Genomic DNA, 17,123 nt, shown 5'->3' on the forward strand with positions numbered 1-17,123 from the left:
TGAGCATTATGCTTGACTCCTTTTTATATAATATGATGTTGGGGTCAAAAGCCCCAACTATGATGCCTGCGGATTGTTCCGTGCTATGCACTCCCACAATCCTCCCAATTATTCGCATATCGTGGGATTAACATCCCACTTTTAGGCTCATATTGGGGCGGGTCCCAAGGTCTTTCATCCACTTATGAGCGAGCTCATGTGGATTTAGACCTTTTGACCCTGGCATCATAGTATATAGGAATAAGATTATGCATAAGGAAATAATATCCATCATTGGTGCCGGAGGTAAGACAACGCTGATTCACCGATTGGCTGATGAATACAGAAAACAGAATAATAAAGTACTGATCTGTACAACAACCCACATGTTCCGGGAGCCGGAGACGGATATATCCTGTAATGCAGAGCAGATTATCGCAAAAATGGAACAACAGGGAAGCTGTATGGCTGGGAAGCTGGACGGGGAGAACTCAGATAAGATTACCACTCTCTCGGAAGATGTGCTGAGACGTGCGATGGATCATGCAGATGTTACACTGATAGAAGCAGATGGTTCGAAACATCTGCCGGTAAAATATCCCGGAGCTCATGAGCCGGTAATATATCCATACTCTACAAAGATTATCCTTGTAATGGGACTGTGGACCCTAGGAGAGCCAATAAAAAAGACAGTATTTCGTTATGAAGAACTGATAAAAAGATTCGGATGGAGGGAAGAGGATGGCTTGACATTTGAAATGTTGAATGTGATAATCCGAGATGGATATATGAAGAAACTTCTGACAGAAGAGAATTCTATAGAAATGCAGATATTATTTACAGAGAAAGTAAATGGAGAATTACATTATATCGGATATGAAGAAGCAGGGGAAAAGTATGGATTATAATAGAATTGTCGTGTGCAGAGGCGGAGGAGATCTTGCAACAGGGATCATTCATCGTCTGGCGAAGGCAGGACTTCAGGTAGTGTGTCTGGAATCGGAGCGGCCAAGTTCCATTCGTAGACAGGTGTGTTTCAGCGAAGCAGTCTATGATGGTGAGATGTATGTGGATGGCATGAAGGCTGTTCGTGTGAAGAATATGGAGGATATTCTCACTGCGTGGCAGAAAAGAGAAGTTCCGGTTCTTATAGATCCGAAGGGAGAATGGATTGAAGAATTGAAGCCGGTTGCAGTTGTAGACGCGATTATTGCTAAGAAGAATCTGGGAACATATAAAGATATGGCTCCGCTCACGATTGGAGTGGGACCTGGATTTACTGCAGGTTCAGATGTAGATGTAGTCATTGAATCTATGCGCGGACACAATCTCGGACGTGTGATTACGAAAGGGGCAGCGATTGCTAATACCGGGATTCCGGGAAAGGTCGGCGGCTATGATAAAGAACGGGTGATTCATGCATCTGGTGCAGGATATATGAAGAATATCAGTAAGATTGGTGACCTGGTTGAAAAGGGGCAGATTATAGCTGAAATTTATGAAGATTTGTCAATGACAGGGGAAGGAGTTCCGGTTAAGGCTACCCTGAATGGTATCCTGCGTGGATTGATCCGCACTGGTTATCATGTATCAAAGGGATTTAAGATCGCAGACATCGATCCACGTAAAGAAGAACTGGAGAATTGCTTTACGATCTCTGATAAGGCCAGATGTATTGCCGGAAGTGTACTGGAAGTGATCTGCGGTAAGCTTATGGAAGAAAACAGTTCCCTGTTTTTGGGGAGGAATCCCGATGAAGCATAGGAAAGTACACATGATCTATATGGCTGCAGGCAACAGCAGACGTTTTCAGGGGAATAAGCTTTTATATACTATTAATGGAAAGGCGTTGTATCGTTATGGACTGGAGACATTAATAGAAGTACAGAAAAACTATCCGGATACAACACTTACTGTAGTTGTGCAGGAATGGGCAATTTATGACAGATTGTGGAAAGAAAATATTCATGTTGTATATAATCCGGACAGTAAAAATGGAGCCTCCTATACCATCAAAGCAGGTATTCTGGCATTGGAATATGTGGAACCTGAGGATTTTGTGATGTTTGTAGTGGCAGATCAGCCAGGGCTTACTGCGGATACAGTAAAAAAGCTGATAAATGCAGGATGTGATACGGGAGAGTGCGCGTCAGTAAAGTGTGAAAACCGTATGGGCAATCCGGTGATGTTTTCGGCAACACTGCTTCCAGAGTTGATGGAACTGCGAGGAGACGAGGGCGGAAGGAAAGTTCTACGAAGACATAAATGTGTCTATGTGGAAGCAGGTAATGAGCGAGAGTTAGAGGATATTGATTGTAGAGAGGATTTGAAGTTATAAGTATTAATAAGTATATCTTATTAATATTTAGAACTTTTACTAAATTTACTAAAATTTTATAATTTGATATAATAACCCAAGATTTATCACACGAAGGAGAAAGAGTAATATGAGTAAAAAATTCGAATTAGCTCCGGAGGCATTTCAGTTTGAGGGCAAGATGTCCCTGAAAGAAGCAATACCTCTGGGAATGCAGCATGTACTGGCAATGTTTGTCGGCAACCTGACTCCGCTCCTGATCATTACAGGCGCCTGTGGCTTATCCGGTGGTGAGTTTGCAGACTTACAGGTATCATTGCTTCAGAATGCGATGCTGATCGCAGGTATCGTTACTCTGATTCAGTTGTTTAGTATAGGACCGATCGGTGGAAAAGTACCGATCATCATGGGTACATCTTCCGGATTCATCGGGGTGTTTAATGCAGTAGCTTCCAGCATGGGAGGCGGCGTGATCGCTTATGGCGCGATCATGGGTGCGTCAATTCTGGGTGGTCTGTTTGAGACCGTTCTTGGATTTTTCCTGAAACCATTAAGAAGATTTTTCCCATCTGTTGTAACAGGTACAGTTGTACTTTCTATCGGACTGAGTCTGATCGGGGTAGGTGTGAATTCTTTTGGTGGCGGCAGTACTGCGAATGACTTTGGATCTGCGGAGAACTTATTCCTGGCAATTCTGGTACTGGTAGTTATTCTGATCTTTAAACATACGGGAAAAGGGCTGCTCAGTTCTTCTTCCATCCTGATCGGTATCATCGTGGGATATATAGCAGCATTTATCATGGGATTTGTTCTTCCGACGACAGGTGTGACAGCAGACGGCGTGGAATTTACTAAGGCATGGGTACTGAACTGGGATAAAGTAGCATCTGCTAACTGGTTTGAGATTCCAAAACTGATGCCGGTGAAGCCAGTATTTGACATGCGTGCTATTGCTCCGGTTATGATCATGTTTATTGTAACAGCAGTAGAGACTGTCGGAGATATTTCCGGTGTAATCATGGGTGGTATGGACCGTGAGGCAACAGAAGAAGAGCTGTCCGGAGGTGTCATGTGTGATGGACTTGGCTCCACAATTGCTGCATTGTTCGGTGTACTTCCGAATACTTCGTTCAGCCAGAATGTAGGACTGGTATCTATGACCAAGGTTGTGAACCGCTTTGCATTATCTACAGGAGCAGTATTCCTGATTCTGTGCGGACTGATTCCGAAGCTTGGTGCAATCGTGTCTATTATGCCACAGGCTGTACTTGGCGGCGCAGCAGTTATGATGTTCTCATCTATTGTCATCAGTGGTATTCAGCTGATTACGAAAGAACCATTGACTGGAAGAAACTTAAGTATTGTATCCGTTGCGCTTGGCGTAGGATACGGTATCGGAAGTAACTCAGCGATTCTTGCAAATGCGCCACAGATGATTTCGTTGATCTTTGGCGGATCTGGTATCGTTCCAGCGGCGGTTGTGGCAATTGTATTGAATATCCTGCTGCCGAAGGATAAATAAATATTGGAAACAGATAGGAAGTAGAAGTGTCCCAGACAGGAATTTTGACTGTCTGGGATTTTTTTTCTGGTCAATATGAGGTTCAGTTGCTATAATAAATTAAGTTATTATGCTTGGATAAAAATAAGGAGGAATCACCGTGATAAATATTCAGAAATACGTACGGGCACAAAGCCTTGAAGAAGCATATACATTAAATCAGAAAAAGAAGAATCGAATCCTGGCAGGTATGCTCTGGACGAGAATGGAGTCTGGCAATGTTCCGGTTGCTATTGATCTGTGTGACCTGGGACTTGACAAGATAGAAGAAAATGAAGAGGAATTCTCTATCGGCGCAATGGTAACACTGCGGCAGCTTCAGATGCATGAGAGTTTTGAGAATTATTGTGATGGCATTGTTGCAAAAGCGGTCAAAGATATTATCGGTGTACAATTTCGTAATCTTGCTACTGTAGGAGGAAGTATCTGGGGACGATTCGGGTTCTCCGATGTACTGACTGCATTTATGGCATTGGATACCTATGTAGAATTATATAAGGGCGGTGTGATTCCGCTGGAGCAATTTGCCAGGATGCAGTATGACAGAGATCTGCTGGTGCGGGTCATCGTAAAAAAGAAACCCGGAGTATTCAGTTATCAGGCAATGCGTGTGCAGAAGACAGATTTCCCGATTCTTACCTGCGGAGTATCACGTATGGACGGAGTTTGTAAGGCAGTAATCGGAGCAAGACCTGGTAAGGCAGTATGTATTCATGATGACAGACATCTGCTGGATGGTGAAGTGACAGAAAAAAAAGCAGAAGCATTTGCGGAATACGTAGCAGAACAGGTGACGACAGGAAGTAACATGAGAGGGAGTGCCGAATACCGGACGCACCTCGTGAAAATACTGACCGGACGTGGTGTTATGGAACTTGGGGGTGTGAGAGCATGATGGATATTACGATTATATTGAATGGAAAGAAAATACAGGATCAGATCGAACCGGATATGGCACTGTTAGATTTTGTGAGAGAGCATGGCTGCTACAGTGTGAAGCGGGGATGTGAATCCTCTAACTGCGGCCTGTGTACGGTATTAATGGATGAAGTTCCGGTACTTTCCTGTTCCGTACTTGCAGCAAGAGCAGATGGACATCGTGTGGACACACTGGAGGGGCTGCAGGAAGAAGCAGAAGAATTTGTAGGATTTATTGCAGATCAGGGCGCAGATCAGTGTGGATTCTGTAATCCGGGATTCGTGATGAATACGATCGCGCTGTTGCGTGAGAATCCGGATCCGACGGATGATGAGATCCGCGCATTTCTGGCAGGTAATCTGTGCCGCTGTTCCGGATATGAAGGACAACTCAGAGGAATCAGAAGTTTCTTGAACAGCCGTAAGGAGGAAAAATAGGATGGAACACAGAGAATATAAGTCGATTAACAAGTCTGTCCGTAAAAAGGACTCCATGCAGCTTTTGCTTGGTAAGCCAGTCTACACAGATGATCTGGTGAATAATCATCCGCTGGTTGTCAAGATCTTAAGAAGTCCGCATCCCAATGCAATTGTGGAAGAGATTAATACTGCCATTGCAAAAAAAGTGCCTGGGGTTGTAGATATTTATACCTGGGAGGATGTGCCGGATCAGAGGTTTACGAATGCAGGACAGACCTATCCAGAGGCATCACCGTATGACAGACTGATTCTTGACCGTCATGTCAGATTCAGCGGAGACGCGGTAGCGATCATTGCAGCGGAGACAGAAAAAGCTGCATTGAAAGCAATGAAATTAATTAAGGTAAAATATCAGATACTGGAAGCGGTGCTTGATTATCATACAGCAAAAGACAGCGAGATTCTGGTGCATCCGGAGGAAGAATGGGTGCAGTATGGCCCATGGGGTGGAGACCATAAGCGGAATCTGGTTGCCACAGAAAGAGATTCTAAGGGTGATGTGGATGCCGTGATGGCTGATTGTGACGTGGTCATTGATCATGTATATCACACGAAAGCCTTCAATCAGGCAATGATGGAGACATTCCGAAGTTATGCAGAAATCGACCGCTATGGAAGACTTCATATGATTTCATCTACGCAGATCGTGTTCCACACCAGACGAATTATCGCACGCGCACTTGGCATTTCCAAGAGCAAAGTCCGGGTTGAGAAACCTCGTATTGGTGGTGGCTTCGGAGCGAAGCAGACGTCGGTATGTGATGTCTATCCTGCATTTGTTACCTGGAAGACAGGGCGTCCGTCCGAGATCATCTATACAAGAGAAGAATCACAGATCGCAGGATCGCCGCGACACGAGATGGAGATCAAGCTTCGTCTGGGCGCAGATAAGAATGGTAAGATTCGTGCGATTGATATTTATACATTGTCTAATTCCGGTGCCTATGGAGAACATGGACCGACGACGGTTGGATTGTCCGGACATAAATCAATCCCGATGTATACCGGCTCACTGGAAGCGTACCGTTTCGATTATGATGTTGTATATACGAATCTTCAGGCGGCGGGTGCATACCGGGGTTATGGGGCAACGCAGGGAATTTTTGCGCTGGAATCTGCAGTGAATGAACTGGCAGAAAAACTGCACATGGATCCGACCGTACTTCGTGATCAGAACATGGTAAAAGAAGGCATGTTTATGCCTGCATATTTTGGAGAGACGGCGAATGCCTGTGCATTGGATCGCTGTATGGACCGCTGTAGACAGATTTTTAACTGGGAAGAGAAGTATCCGGTAAGGGATATGGGGAATGGGAAAGTCCGTACAGCTGGTGTGGCAATGGCAATGCAGGGTTCCTGTATCTCGAACCTGGATGTGGGTTCAGCTACAATCCGACTCAGTGATGACGGAACTTATAATCTGATGATCGGTGCGGCGGATATGGGAACAGGCTGTGATACGATACTGGCGCAGATGGCGGCAGAGTGTCTGGACTGTTCTGTAGATGAGATTGCAGTATTTGGAGCAGATACGGATGCATCCCCATATGATTCTGGTTCCTATGCTTCTTCGACAACATATATTACAGGCGGTGCTGTTGTAAAAGCCTGTGAGAAATTAATCGATAAGATGGAACTGATCGCTGCCGGATTGATGAATTGTTCGAAAGAAGAAGTACAGTTTGAAGGAAATGTGGTAAAACGGCTTGGAACAGATCAGTCAGTCAGCGTTGAAGAAATTGCAACCAAATCGCAGCTCTTTAATGATGAAAGTGCAGAAGTTACAGCCATGCATACATCACCGGTATCACCACCGCCGTACATGGTCGGTATGGTTGAGATCGAGTTGGACAAACTGACCGGCAGAGTGGATATTCTGGATTACAAGGCGGTTGTGGACTGTGGTATCCCAATCAATCCTGCGCTTGCAAGAATCCAGACTGAAGGTGGACTGGTACAGGGAATCGGTCATACCTTAATGGAAAATGTGACCTATAACCGGATCGGCAGACCAATGGAGTGCAATTTTGCCCAGTATAAGCTCCCGACCAGACTGGATATGGGAAAACTGCAGGTAGAATTTGAACACAGCTATGAACCAACCGGACCATTCGGCGCCAAGTCCATCGGTGAGATTGTAATCAACACACCGGCACCTGCTATTGCGCATGCTATTTATCGCGCAACAGGAGTATGGCACAGAGAACTGCCAATCACTCCGGAACAGATTGCACTTGGTAAAAATGATTGATTTTTTACCTGATGTTTAGTAGAATTAATCCTAGCACAGGGAGGTAAGAAAAGTGGCAGAAATGACGAGAGTAGCCCTGGATGCCATGGGAGGAGACAATGCTCCTGTAGAAATGGTAAAAGGTGCTGTGGATGCAGTAAATAAAGAACAGAATGTTACCGTGCTCTTAGTTGGTATAGAAGAGATTGTCCGGGAAGAGCTTGGTAAGTATTCTTATGATAAAGAACGAATTCAGGTGGTTGGTGCAACCGAAGTTATCGAGACGGCAGAACCCCCGGTGAATGCAATCCGCAAGAAGAAAGATTCATCCATCGTAGTCGGAATGAAGCTGGTAAAGAAGGGCGAAGCAGATGCATTTGTATCAGCAGGAAGCTCCGGGGCGATACTGGTCGGAGGGCAGACGCTGGTAGGACGTATCAAAGGTATTGAACGTCCGCCGCTTGCACCGTTGATCCCAACCGCGAAGGGTGTATCCCTGCTGATTGACTGCGGAGCCAATGTAGATGCAAGACCGTCTCATTTGGTGCAGTTTGCCAAGATGGGTTCGATTTATATGGAACATGTGGTAGGTGTAGAGAACCCGAAGGTAGCGATTGTGAATATCGGTGCAGAAGAAGAAAAGGGCAATGCGTTAGTTAAAGAGACATTCCCGCTTCTCAAGGAACAGACCGATATTAATTTTACCGGAAGTATCGAAGCAAGAAATATCCCTTACGGGGATGCAGATGTGATCGTATCAGAAGCATTTGCCGGTAATATTATCCTGAAGCTTTACGAAGGACTGGGGGCAGTGCTTGTAAGTAAGATCAAGGACGGTATGATGACATCGACAAGAAGTAAACTCGGTGCCCTGCTCGTGAAGCCGGCACTGAAGGAGACGCTGAAGGCATTTGATGCGACAGAATACGGCGGAGCACCGCTTCTGGGACTTCGTGGTCTGGTGGTTAAGACACATGGAAGTGCAAAGGCGAAGGAAGTATGTAATTCCATTATTCAGTGTATTACATTTAAGGAACAAAAAATCAATGACAAGATTATGGAATGTATTCAAACGGAAAGCCGTTCCGATGAATAGATTAATTACAAGAAAGGAGTAAAAGAACTATGGAATTTGAAAAATTACGTGAAATTATTGCGGATGTAATGAACATTGATGAGAAGGAGATTAAAGAAGATTCTTCTTTTGAAAACGATCTGGGTGCGGACTCGCTGGATGTATTTCAGATTATCATGGGCATTGAAGACGCTTTTGATATTGAGATCGATAATGATGAAGCAGAGAAGATCGTTACAGTAGGCGATGCTGTAGAACAGATTAAGAATGCTACAAATTAGGGAAAGTCGGAAAAAGCCCATTTGCGGGCTTTTTCTGTTTGGAGTGAGATTATGAGAAAAAAACTTGGATTATTGGAGGAACGTATTGGGTATCATTTTGATGAGTTTCATTTGTTAAAGAATGCCATGACACACAGTTCCTATGTAAATGAAAAACATCTGCCAAAATATGAATGTAATGAACGTCTGGAATTTTTAGGAGATGCTGTATTAGAGATCGTATCCAGCGATTTCTTATTTCACGAGCATACAGAGATGCCGGAGGGGCAATTAACGAAGCTCCGTGCAGCTATGGTGTGCGAAAAGAGCCTGGCGTATTGTGCGAAACAGATCGATCTGGGAGAGTATCTGTTACTTGGCAAGGGCGAGGATGCAACCGGAGGAAGAAAGAGAGATTCTGTAACATCCGATGCATTGGAAGCATTGATCGGGGCAGTGTACCTCGATGGTGGTTTTGCTAATGCAAAAGAGTTCATCCACAAATTTGTGCTTAACGACATGGAGAATAAAAAGCTCTTTTATGATAGCAAGACTATCCTGCAGGAGATTGTACAGGCAAAGTATTCGGAAAGTATGACGTATCATCTGTTAGGTGAGGAAGGACCGGATCACAATAAGTCCTTCAAAGTATCTGTATTTATCGGCAAGAAAGAATACGGAATCGGTTGCGGCCGTACAAAGAAAGCGGCAGAGCAGGATGCGGCATACAAGACAATTCTGATGCTGCGTGAAATGGATAAAGAGTAGGTGTTGTATGTATTTAAAAAGCATTGAAGTACAGGGCTTCAAATCGTTTGCAAATAAAATCGTATTTGATTTTCATAACGGTATTACAGGCATCGTAGGTCCGAATGGAAGTGGTAAGAGTAATGTTGCCGATGCCGTGCGATGGGTTCTTGGCGAACAGAGAGTTAAGCAGCTTCGAGGCGGCAGCATGCAGGACGTTATCTTTTCCGGAACAGAGAACCGCAAGCCGTTAAGTTACGCTTATGTGGCAATCACGTTGGATAATTCTGATCATCAGCTCGCGGTCGATTACGAGGAAGTGACTGTAGCGAGAAAGTTGTATCGTTCCGGTGAGAGCGAATATCTGATCAACGGTCATTCCTGCCGTTTGAAGGATGTGAATGAGCTTTTTTATGATACCGGTATCGGTAAAGAGGGATATTCGATCATCGGCCAGGGACAGATCGACCGTATCTTAAGCGGTAAGCCGGAAGAACGAAGAGAACTCTTTGATGAAGCAGCGGGTATTGTGAAGTTCAAACGCCGTAAGAATATGTCATTGAAGAAGCTGGAAGATGAGAGGCAGAATCTGGTCCGGGTCAATGATATTCTGAGTGAGCTTGAGAAGCAGTGGGAACCCCTGAAAAAACAGTCAGAGACAGCGAGAGAATATCTGAAAAAGAAGGAGTCTTTGAAGACCTTTGATATCAATATGTTCCTTCTGGAAAGCGAACGCCTGAAAGAGCAGATTCGTGATATGGAGAATAAGATTCAGACTGCTAAGGGTGAACTTGAGAAGGATACTGCGGACTATGACAATATGAAGACCGAATATGAGGCTGTTGAGGAAGAGATGGAACAGATCGATGAGTCCATTGAAAGTTATAAGTCCAAGAAGAATGAGACAAGCCTTTTGAAACAGAATCTGGAGAATCAGATCGCTTTGTTAAAGGAGCAGATCAACAGTGCACAGATGAGCGATGAACATTTTGCTCAGCGTTCTAATGCAATCCGCGAGGAGATAGAGAGCAGACAGGCTCAGAAACAGGATCTGCAGGAAGAGGAAAGAGGACTGCAGGAACAGTTATCTGAGCAGCAGAAAAAGGAAACGGAATCGAAAGTAAAGCTTGCCGCATTACAGAGCCAGATTGGTAAGCTTGGTGATGATATTGAAACCTGGAAAAATGATATGATCGAGCTGCTCAACAACCGTGCTTCTACACAGGCGAAGGGGCAGCGCTATGATACGATGCTGGAGCAGATTCAGGTGCGTAAGGCAGAGATCCAGAGCAGACTGCTGACTTCTCAGAGCGAGGCAGGCTCTGTACAGGAGAATCTGCAGTCTTATGAGCGGGAGCTGAAAGAGATTTCCGATAAGATCATTGAACTGACAGAATCCAATCAGGCGAATGAAGATGAGATCGCAGAGATCCAGAAGGAAATGCAGGGTAAATCCGAAGAACTGCGTAATAGCCAGACTTCATATCACAGGGACAGATCCAGACTGGAATCTCTGCGCAATATCACAGAACGCTATGACGGATATGGCAATAGTATCCGTAAGGTTATGGAGTGCCGTAACAGAGAACCGGGTCTTCTTGGCGTTGTGGCGGATATCGTAAAGGTGGAAAAGGCTTACGAAGCGGCGATCGAGACAGCACTTGGCGGAAGTATCCAGAATATTGTTACAGATAATGAAGACACGGCTAAACGAATGATCGGATTTCTGAAAAAGAATAAATATGGACGTGCGACATTTCTGCCATTGACCAGCGTGTCAGCAAGAGGCGGTCTGAACCGTCCGGAGATATTAAAAGAAACTGGTGTCATCGGACTTGCAGATACGTTGGTAAAGGTAGATCCAAAGTACCGGGAGCTTGCAGCAAGCCTTCTTGGAAGAACAGTGGTTGTAGACAATATTGACCGTGGGATTGCGATTGCAAGAAAGTATAAGCAGTCCCTGCGTCTGGTCACACTGGAAGGAGATCTGTTGAATCCGGGCGGATCTATGACTGGTGGAGCATTTCGTAATTCCAGTAACCTGCTAAGCCGCAGGCGTGAGATTGAAGATCTTGAGAAACGTGTAGCACACTGGAAAGAAGGCATGGAGCTGCTGGAACTGGAGACGGAAGCACTCCGCGCCAGAAGAACTGCCTGTTATACGGCTATGGATGAAGTACAGAAAGAATTGCAGGAAGCTTATGTTGTTCAGAATACAGCTAAGATGAATGTGGATCAGGCATCCAAACGGATCTCGGCGGCATTGCAGGCAGCTAAGCAGGCAAAGGATGAGACGGCTGAACTGAATCAGCAGATTGCAGATATCGGAGATAATCAGGGAGCTATTGCACAGGAGTTACAAGATTCTGAACAGATGGAGCAGGAGATTAACCGCAAGGCTTCTGAGGGGCAGAAAGCACTGGAAGAACTTCGCAAACAGGAGAGCAGCAAACAGAAGGAGACAGAGAGTCTTCATATTGCCACTGCCGGTCTGGAACAGCAGTTAGCCTTTATCAGAGAGAATACTGCACGTATAGAAGAAGAACTGGTCAAATTTAAGGAAGAACAGGAAAGTCTGGTGAATAATCAAGATCATGCATCACAGGAGATACGTGAGAAAGAGAAAAAGATTCAGGATATCAGACTCACCATTGAAGATTCCAAAGATCTTTTCGCTGAGATTGAAGCAGAGATTGAGAAATCAGTTCATGAACGCGAAGAATTGAACAGACGTCACAAGTCTTTTCTAAAGAAACGCGAGGATCTGTCCGGACGTATGTCAGATCTGGATAAAGAAATTTTCCGTCTGGAAAGCCGTAAGGAAAGTTATGAAGAGGCTGCTGACAAGCAGATCAATTATATGTGGGAAGAGTATGAGCTGACTTATAGCCATGCTCTGGAACTGCGCAACGAGAATCTGACAGATCTGGCGATGATGAAGAAAGAGATTCAGACACTGAAAAGTGAGATCAAAGCACTGGGACCGGTGAATGTCAATGCTATTGAAGATTTCAAGAATCTGTCCGAACGATATGATTTTTTGAAAGGTCAGCATGATGATCTGGTGGAAGCAGAAGCAACACTGGTGAAGATTATTGATGAATTGGATGAGGCGATGCGCAGACAGTTTACCGAGCAGTTTGCACGGATTGCCAAGGAGTTTGATCTTGTATTTAAAGAACTTTTTGGCGGCGGCAAGGGCACGCTGGAACTGATGGAGGATGAGGATATTCTGGAAGCGGGTATCCGTATCATTGCGCAGCCACCGGGCAAGAAACTGCAGAATATGATGCAGCTTTCCGGTGGGGAAAAGGCACTGACGGCAATTTCGTTGTTATTTGCTATTCAGAACCTGAAACCATCACCGTTCTGTCTGTTGGATGAGATTGAGGCTGCGCTGGATGATTCTAATGTCACCAGATACGCCCGGTATCTCCATAAGCTGACAGAGCATACACAGTTTATTGTAATTACCCACAGACGAGGTACGATGACAGCGGCAGACCGTCTGTATGGAATCACCATGCAGGAAAAAGGTGTGTCCACACTGGTATCCGTAAGTCTGCTGGAGGATGAATTAGATAAGTAATTGACAGGAGGAAAGTATGTCAGAAGAAAAAGGTTTTTTTGGACGTCTGGTAGAAGGACTTAATAAGACCAGAGATAATATCGTATCCGGAATGGACAGCGTATTTGGCGGGTTCTCTTCCATTGACGATGATTTTTATGAAGAGTTGGAAGAGGTTATGATCATGGGAGACCTTGGTGTGACAGCGACCTATGATATTCTGGATGACCTGAAGGAAAAGGTCAAACAACGTCATATCAAGAATCCGGCAGACTGCCGTGAACTGCTGATCGAAAGCATCAGAGATCAGATGAGCGTAGGCGCGGTAGAATATGAATTTGAGGAAATGAATCCGGTAATTATGGTAGTCGGAGTTAACGGTGTCGGTAAGACGACTACGATCGGTAAGTTGGCAGGACAGTATCATGCACAGGGTAAGCGTGTTATCGTGGCTGCTGCAGATACTTTTCGTGCTGCTGCAGGTGAGCAGTTAAAGGAATGGGCAGACCGCGCACATGCAGAACTGATCGGAGGACAGGAAGGCTCTGATCCGGCTGCAGTTGTATATGATGCGGTAGCGGCAGCCAAAGCGAGACATGCGGATATCCTGCTGTGCGATACTGCCGGAAGACTGCACAATAAAAAGAATCTGATGGAAGAGCTGCGTAAGATGAACCGTATCATCGACCGTGAATATCCGGAAGCATGCCGCGAGACGCTGGTTGTACTGGATGCGACGACTGGTCAGAATGCGTTGCAGCAGGCAAAAGAATTTAAAGAAGTTGCAGACATTACTGGTATCATTCTTACCAAGATGGACGGAACAGCTAAGGGAGGTATTGCTGTAGCGGTACAGGCTGAGCTTGGTATTCCGGTCAAATATATCGGTGTAGGCGAGAAGATGGAAGATCTGCAGAGATTTGACCCGGATCAGTTTGTAAAAGCATTGTTTACCCCGGAAGAGGAAGATGGTGGAGAGGAATAGACATTTAAAATAATAAGATACAGAACAGATGGCGGAACAGACATATGAACGAGGAGGAAACTATGCTGACATTAGAGAAGTTTGAAGAGGCCAGTGAGGTGGTCAAAAAGGTAACCAATCCTACCAAGCTGTTATACAGTGAATATCTGAGTGAACAGACCGGAGGCAAGATTTATCTGAAGCCGGAAAATATGCAGTTTACAGGTGCATACAAGGTGCGTGGTGCTTACTATAAGATCAGTACCCTGACAGAAGAAGAGAGAAACCGCGGACTGATCACGGCATCTGCAGGAAACCATGCGCAGGGCGTGGCATATGCAGCACAGAAATTCGGCTGCAAGGCAATCGTGGTAATGCCGACAGTCACACCACTGATCAAGGTTAACCGTACCAAGAGCTATGGCGCAGAGGTTATTTTGCATGGAGATGTATACGATGATGCGTGTGCATATGCTATGAAGCTTGCCGAAGAAGAAGGATACACCTTTGTACATCCATTTAATGATCTGGATGTGGCTACCGGACAGGGATCCATTACCATGGAGATTATTCAGGAACTTCCGACTGTTGATTATATTCTGGCACCAATCGGTGGTGGCGGTCTGATCACAGGTGTATCTACGCTTGCTAAGATGCTGAATCCGAAGATTAAGGTGATTGGTGTGGAGCCTGCAAATGCAGCCAGCATGACAGCAGCGTTAAAAGCCGGAGAACCTGTAGAACTTGACAGTGCAGACACTATTGCAGACGGTACTGCTGTTAAGAAAGTTGGCGATAAGAATCTGCCGTATGTACAGGAGAATGTAGATGATATTCTGTTGGTGGAAGATCATGAACTGGTAACCGCTTTCCTTGATATGGTAGAAAACCATAAGATGGTTGTAGAGAACTCCGGACTCTTAAGTGTGGCAGCGTTGAAACAGTTAGATCTGAAGGGTAAGAAAGCAGTTGCGATCCTCAGTGGTGGTAATATGGATGTGATCACAATGTCCTCTATCGTACAGCTTGGACTGATCCAGAGAGACCGTATCTTCTCTGTAGCAGTACAGCTTCCGGATAAGCCAGGTGAGCTTGCCAGGGTAGCATCTATCATTGCAGCAGCAAAAGGTAATGTAATCAAGCTGGAGCATAATCAGTTCGTATCTACCAACCGCCATGCGGCAGTAGAGCTTCGGATTACGATGGAAGCATTTGGAACCGGGCACAAGAAAGAAATACTTGCGGCATTGGAAAAAGAAGGCCTGAAACCGCACGAGATTGATGCGACATTATAGGATAACAACTTAACATATCTGTATCAGTGAATATAGTATGGTAAAAGTGGCAGTACAGAGAATAATCTGTGCTGCCGTTTTGTTTATCTCAGTGGGAGTCTAATCTCCGACTGAGATAAACGCTCCGCGAGGATGCGCAGTGATTCTGATAAGAATATGTCAGCTTCGCTGACCAGAATCACGCGCCAAGTCTCACAGACGTTCGACTTGAATAGGGCAAAGTGCTAAATTGTTCGTTAAACGACCTTGACAGAACATGTATTAATGTATACAATGATACAAGATTGTTTCATACAAAGGTGAATGCTTAATGAGGAGTGAAGACACATGGAGAACAGAAAAGTATATTTAAATAAACATTCTAATCTGCTGCAGCTAGAGGAGCATATGTATCCATTGGTAGATGTGGATACACCAAACGTGTTCAGGAATCTGTTTCATTATGATGAAATTCCGAAGATTGCGTTTAATGACAGAATTGTACCACACTGTATGCCGGATGAGATCTGGATTACAGATACTACGTTCCGCGATGGACAGCAGTCAAGAGCACCTTACAGTACTCAGCAGATCGTAGACATTTATGATTATTTTCATAAACTTGGAGGTCCGAATGGTAAGATTCGTCAGAGCGAGTTCTTCCTGTACAGTAAGAAGGACCGTGACGCTGTGTACAAATGTATGGAGCGCGGATATAAATTTCCAGAAGTAACAAGCTGGATCAGAGCTAGCAAAAAAGACTTTGAACTGGTAAAGGATCTTGGTATGCCGGAGACAGGTATTCTGGTAAGCTGTTCTGATTATCATATTTTCTATAAAATGAAAATGACCAGAAGAGAATGTATGAATCATTATCTGTCCGTGATCAGAGAATGTCTGGAGACCGGAGTAAGTCCAAGATGTCATTTGGAGGATATTACCAGATCAGACATTTACGGGTTTGTGATTCCGTTCTGTCTGGAATTGATGAAGTTGATGGAAGAGTATCAGATTCCGGTGAAGATCCGTGTCTGTGATACGATGGGTTATGGTGTAAACTATCCGGGAGCTGTGATCCCGAGATCTATCCCTGGTATTGTCTATGGTCTTCGTGTACATGCGGGTGTGCCGAGTGAACTGATCGAGTTCCATGGTCACAATGATTTCTATAAAGCAGTTAGCAATTCAACGACAGCATGGCTCTACGGAGCAAGTGGCGTGAACTGTTCGCTTTTCGGTATCGGAGAGCGTACCGGTAATACACCGCTGGAAGCAATGGTATTCGAGTATGCACAGCTTCGGGGAACACTGGATGGCATGGATACAACCGTAATCACAGAACTGGCTGATTATTATGAAAAAGAGATTGGTTACCGTGTTCCGTCCAGAACACCGTTCGTTGGTAAGAACTTTAATGTAACAAGAGCAGGTATTCATGCAGATGGTCTGCTGAAGAATGAAGAGATTTACAACATCTTCGATACAGAGAAGTTCCTGAACAGAGCACCACTGGTAGCAGTGTCTAATACATCTGGGTTGGCAGGAATTGCTCACTGGATCAACAGCTATTTCCATTTGCCGGAGGAAAAACAGGTAGATAAGAATACAGAACTGGTAGCTATGGTAAAGAGCTGGGTAGATGAACAGTACGAGGGCGGACGTGTTACGGTACTGACCGATGAAGAACTGCTGGAAGTTATTGACGAAGCGTGCGACCAGTTAGGCGTTTCGATTATATAGTTATGGAGAG

The 17,123-nt window shown here is 44.9% G+C and carries 14 protein-coding genes; all 14 read left to right on the forward strand.

Going from position 1 to position 17,123, the window contains the following annotated elements; all coding sequences use genetic code 11:
- Positions 1 to 248: 248 nt before the first annotated feature.
- The 14 genes from yqeC to DXA18_RS08270 all read left to right on the forward strand — a co-directional run bounded on the left by yqeC (position 249) and on the right by DXA18_RS08270 (position 17,113).
- Positions 249 to 887, forward strand: a complete 639-nt coding sequence (yqeC, locus tag DXA18_RS08205) for a selenium cofactor biosynthesis protein YqeC (protein WP_118383491.1) — start codon at positions 249 to 251, stop codon at positions 885 to 887.
- On the forward strand, positions 877 to 1,743 hold the full coding sequence (yqeB, locus tag DXA18_RS08210; RefSeq protein ID WP_118383492.1) for a selenium-dependent molybdenum cofactor biosynthesis protein YqeB: 867 nt from the start codon (positions 877 to 879) through the stop codon (positions 1,741 to 1,743). Before yqeC ends, yqeB begins: the two co-directional genes overlap by 11 nt.
- Complete coding sequence (locus tag DXA18_RS08215; RefSeq protein ID WP_118383493.1) at positions 1,733 to 2,317, forward strand: nucleotidyltransferase family protein; 585 nt, start codon at positions 1,733 to 1,735, stop codon at positions 2,315 to 2,317. Before yqeB ends, DXA18_RS08215 begins: the two co-directional genes overlap by 11 nt.
- A gap of 109 nt (positions 2,318 to 2,426) precedes the next feature.
- Positions 2,427 to 3,818: a uracil-xanthine permease family protein gene (locus DXA18_RS08220; RefSeq protein ID WP_118383494.1), complete on the forward strand. Its 1,392-nt coding sequence runs from the start codon at positions 2,427 to 2,429 to the stop codon at positions 3,816 to 3,818.
- Positions 3,819 to 3,957: 139 nt separating this feature from the next.
- Positions 3,958 to 4,752, forward strand: a complete 795-nt coding sequence (locus DXA18_RS08225) for an FAD binding domain-containing protein (RefSeq protein WP_118383495.1) — start codon at positions 3,958 to 3,960, stop codon at positions 4,750 to 4,752.
- Entirely contained in the window at positions 4,752 to 5,213 is a 462-nt protein-coding gene (locus tag DXA18_RS08230) for a (2Fe-2S)-binding protein (RefSeq protein ID WP_118383562.1), read from the forward strand. The genes DXA18_RS08225 and DXA18_RS08230 overlap by 1 nt, the downstream gene beginning before the upstream one ends.
- 1 nt (position 5,214) lies before the next feature.
- Positions 5,215 to 7,506, forward strand: coding sequence for a xanthine dehydrogenase family protein molybdopterin-binding subunit (locus DXA18_RS08235; protein WP_118383496.1), 2,292 nt, complete (start codon positions 5,215 to 5,217; stop codon positions 7,504 to 7,506).
- 52 nt (positions 7,507 to 7,558) lie between these two features.
- Positions 7,559 to 8,581 carry a phosphate acyltransferase PlsX gene (plsX, locus tag DXA18_RS08240; RefSeq protein ID WP_118383497.1) on the forward strand — a complete coding sequence of 341 codons (1,023 nt, stop codon included), beginning with the start codon at positions 7,559 to 7,561 and terminating at the stop codon, positions 8,579 to 8,581.
- A 29-nt stretch (positions 8,582 to 8,610) separates the two neighbouring features.
- A complete protein-coding gene (gene acpP, locus DXA18_RS08245) occupies positions 8,611 to 8,841 on the forward strand; it encodes an acyl carrier protein (protein WP_118383498.1) in 231 nt (76 codons plus the stop codon).
- A 51-nt stretch (positions 8,842 to 8,892) separates the two neighbouring features.
- Positions 8,893 to 9,588, forward strand: coding sequence for a ribonuclease III (rnc, locus tag DXA18_RS08250; protein WP_118383499.1), 696 nt, complete (start codon positions 8,893 to 8,895; stop codon positions 9,586 to 9,588).
- A gap of 7 nt (positions 9,589 to 9,595) precedes the next feature.
- Complete coding sequence (gene smc / locus DXA18_RS08255) at positions 9,596 to 13,156, forward strand: chromosome segregation protein SMC (protein ID WP_118383500.1); 3,561 nt, start codon at positions 9,596 to 9,598, stop codon at positions 13,154 to 13,156.
- 16 nt (positions 13,157 to 13,172) lie between these two features.
- Positions 13,173 to 14,120 carry a signal recognition particle-docking protein FtsY gene (ftsY, locus tag DXA18_RS08260; protein ID WP_118383501.1) on the forward strand — a complete coding sequence of 316 codons (948 nt, stop codon included), beginning with the start codon at positions 13,173 to 13,175 and terminating at the stop codon, positions 14,118 to 14,120.
- Between the two features lie 62 nt (positions 14,121 to 14,182).
- A complete protein-coding gene (ilvA, locus tag DXA18_RS08265; RefSeq protein ID WP_118383502.1) occupies positions 14,183 to 15,394 on the forward strand; it encodes a threonine ammonia-lyase in 1,212 nt (403 codons plus the stop codon).
- A gap of 327 nt (positions 15,395 to 15,721) precedes the next feature.
- Entirely contained in the window at positions 15,722 to 17,113 is a 1,392-nt protein-coding gene (locus tag DXA18_RS08270; protein ID WP_118383503.1) for a 2-isopropylmalate synthase, read from the forward strand.
- The last annotated feature ends 10 nt before the right edge of the window (positions 17,114 to 17,123 follow it).

The organism is Dorea sp. AM58-8 (assembly GCF_003464045.1).
Classification (GTDB): Bacteria; Bacillota; Clostridia; order Lachnospirales; family Lachnospiraceae; genus Claveliimonas; species Claveliimonas ammoniilytica.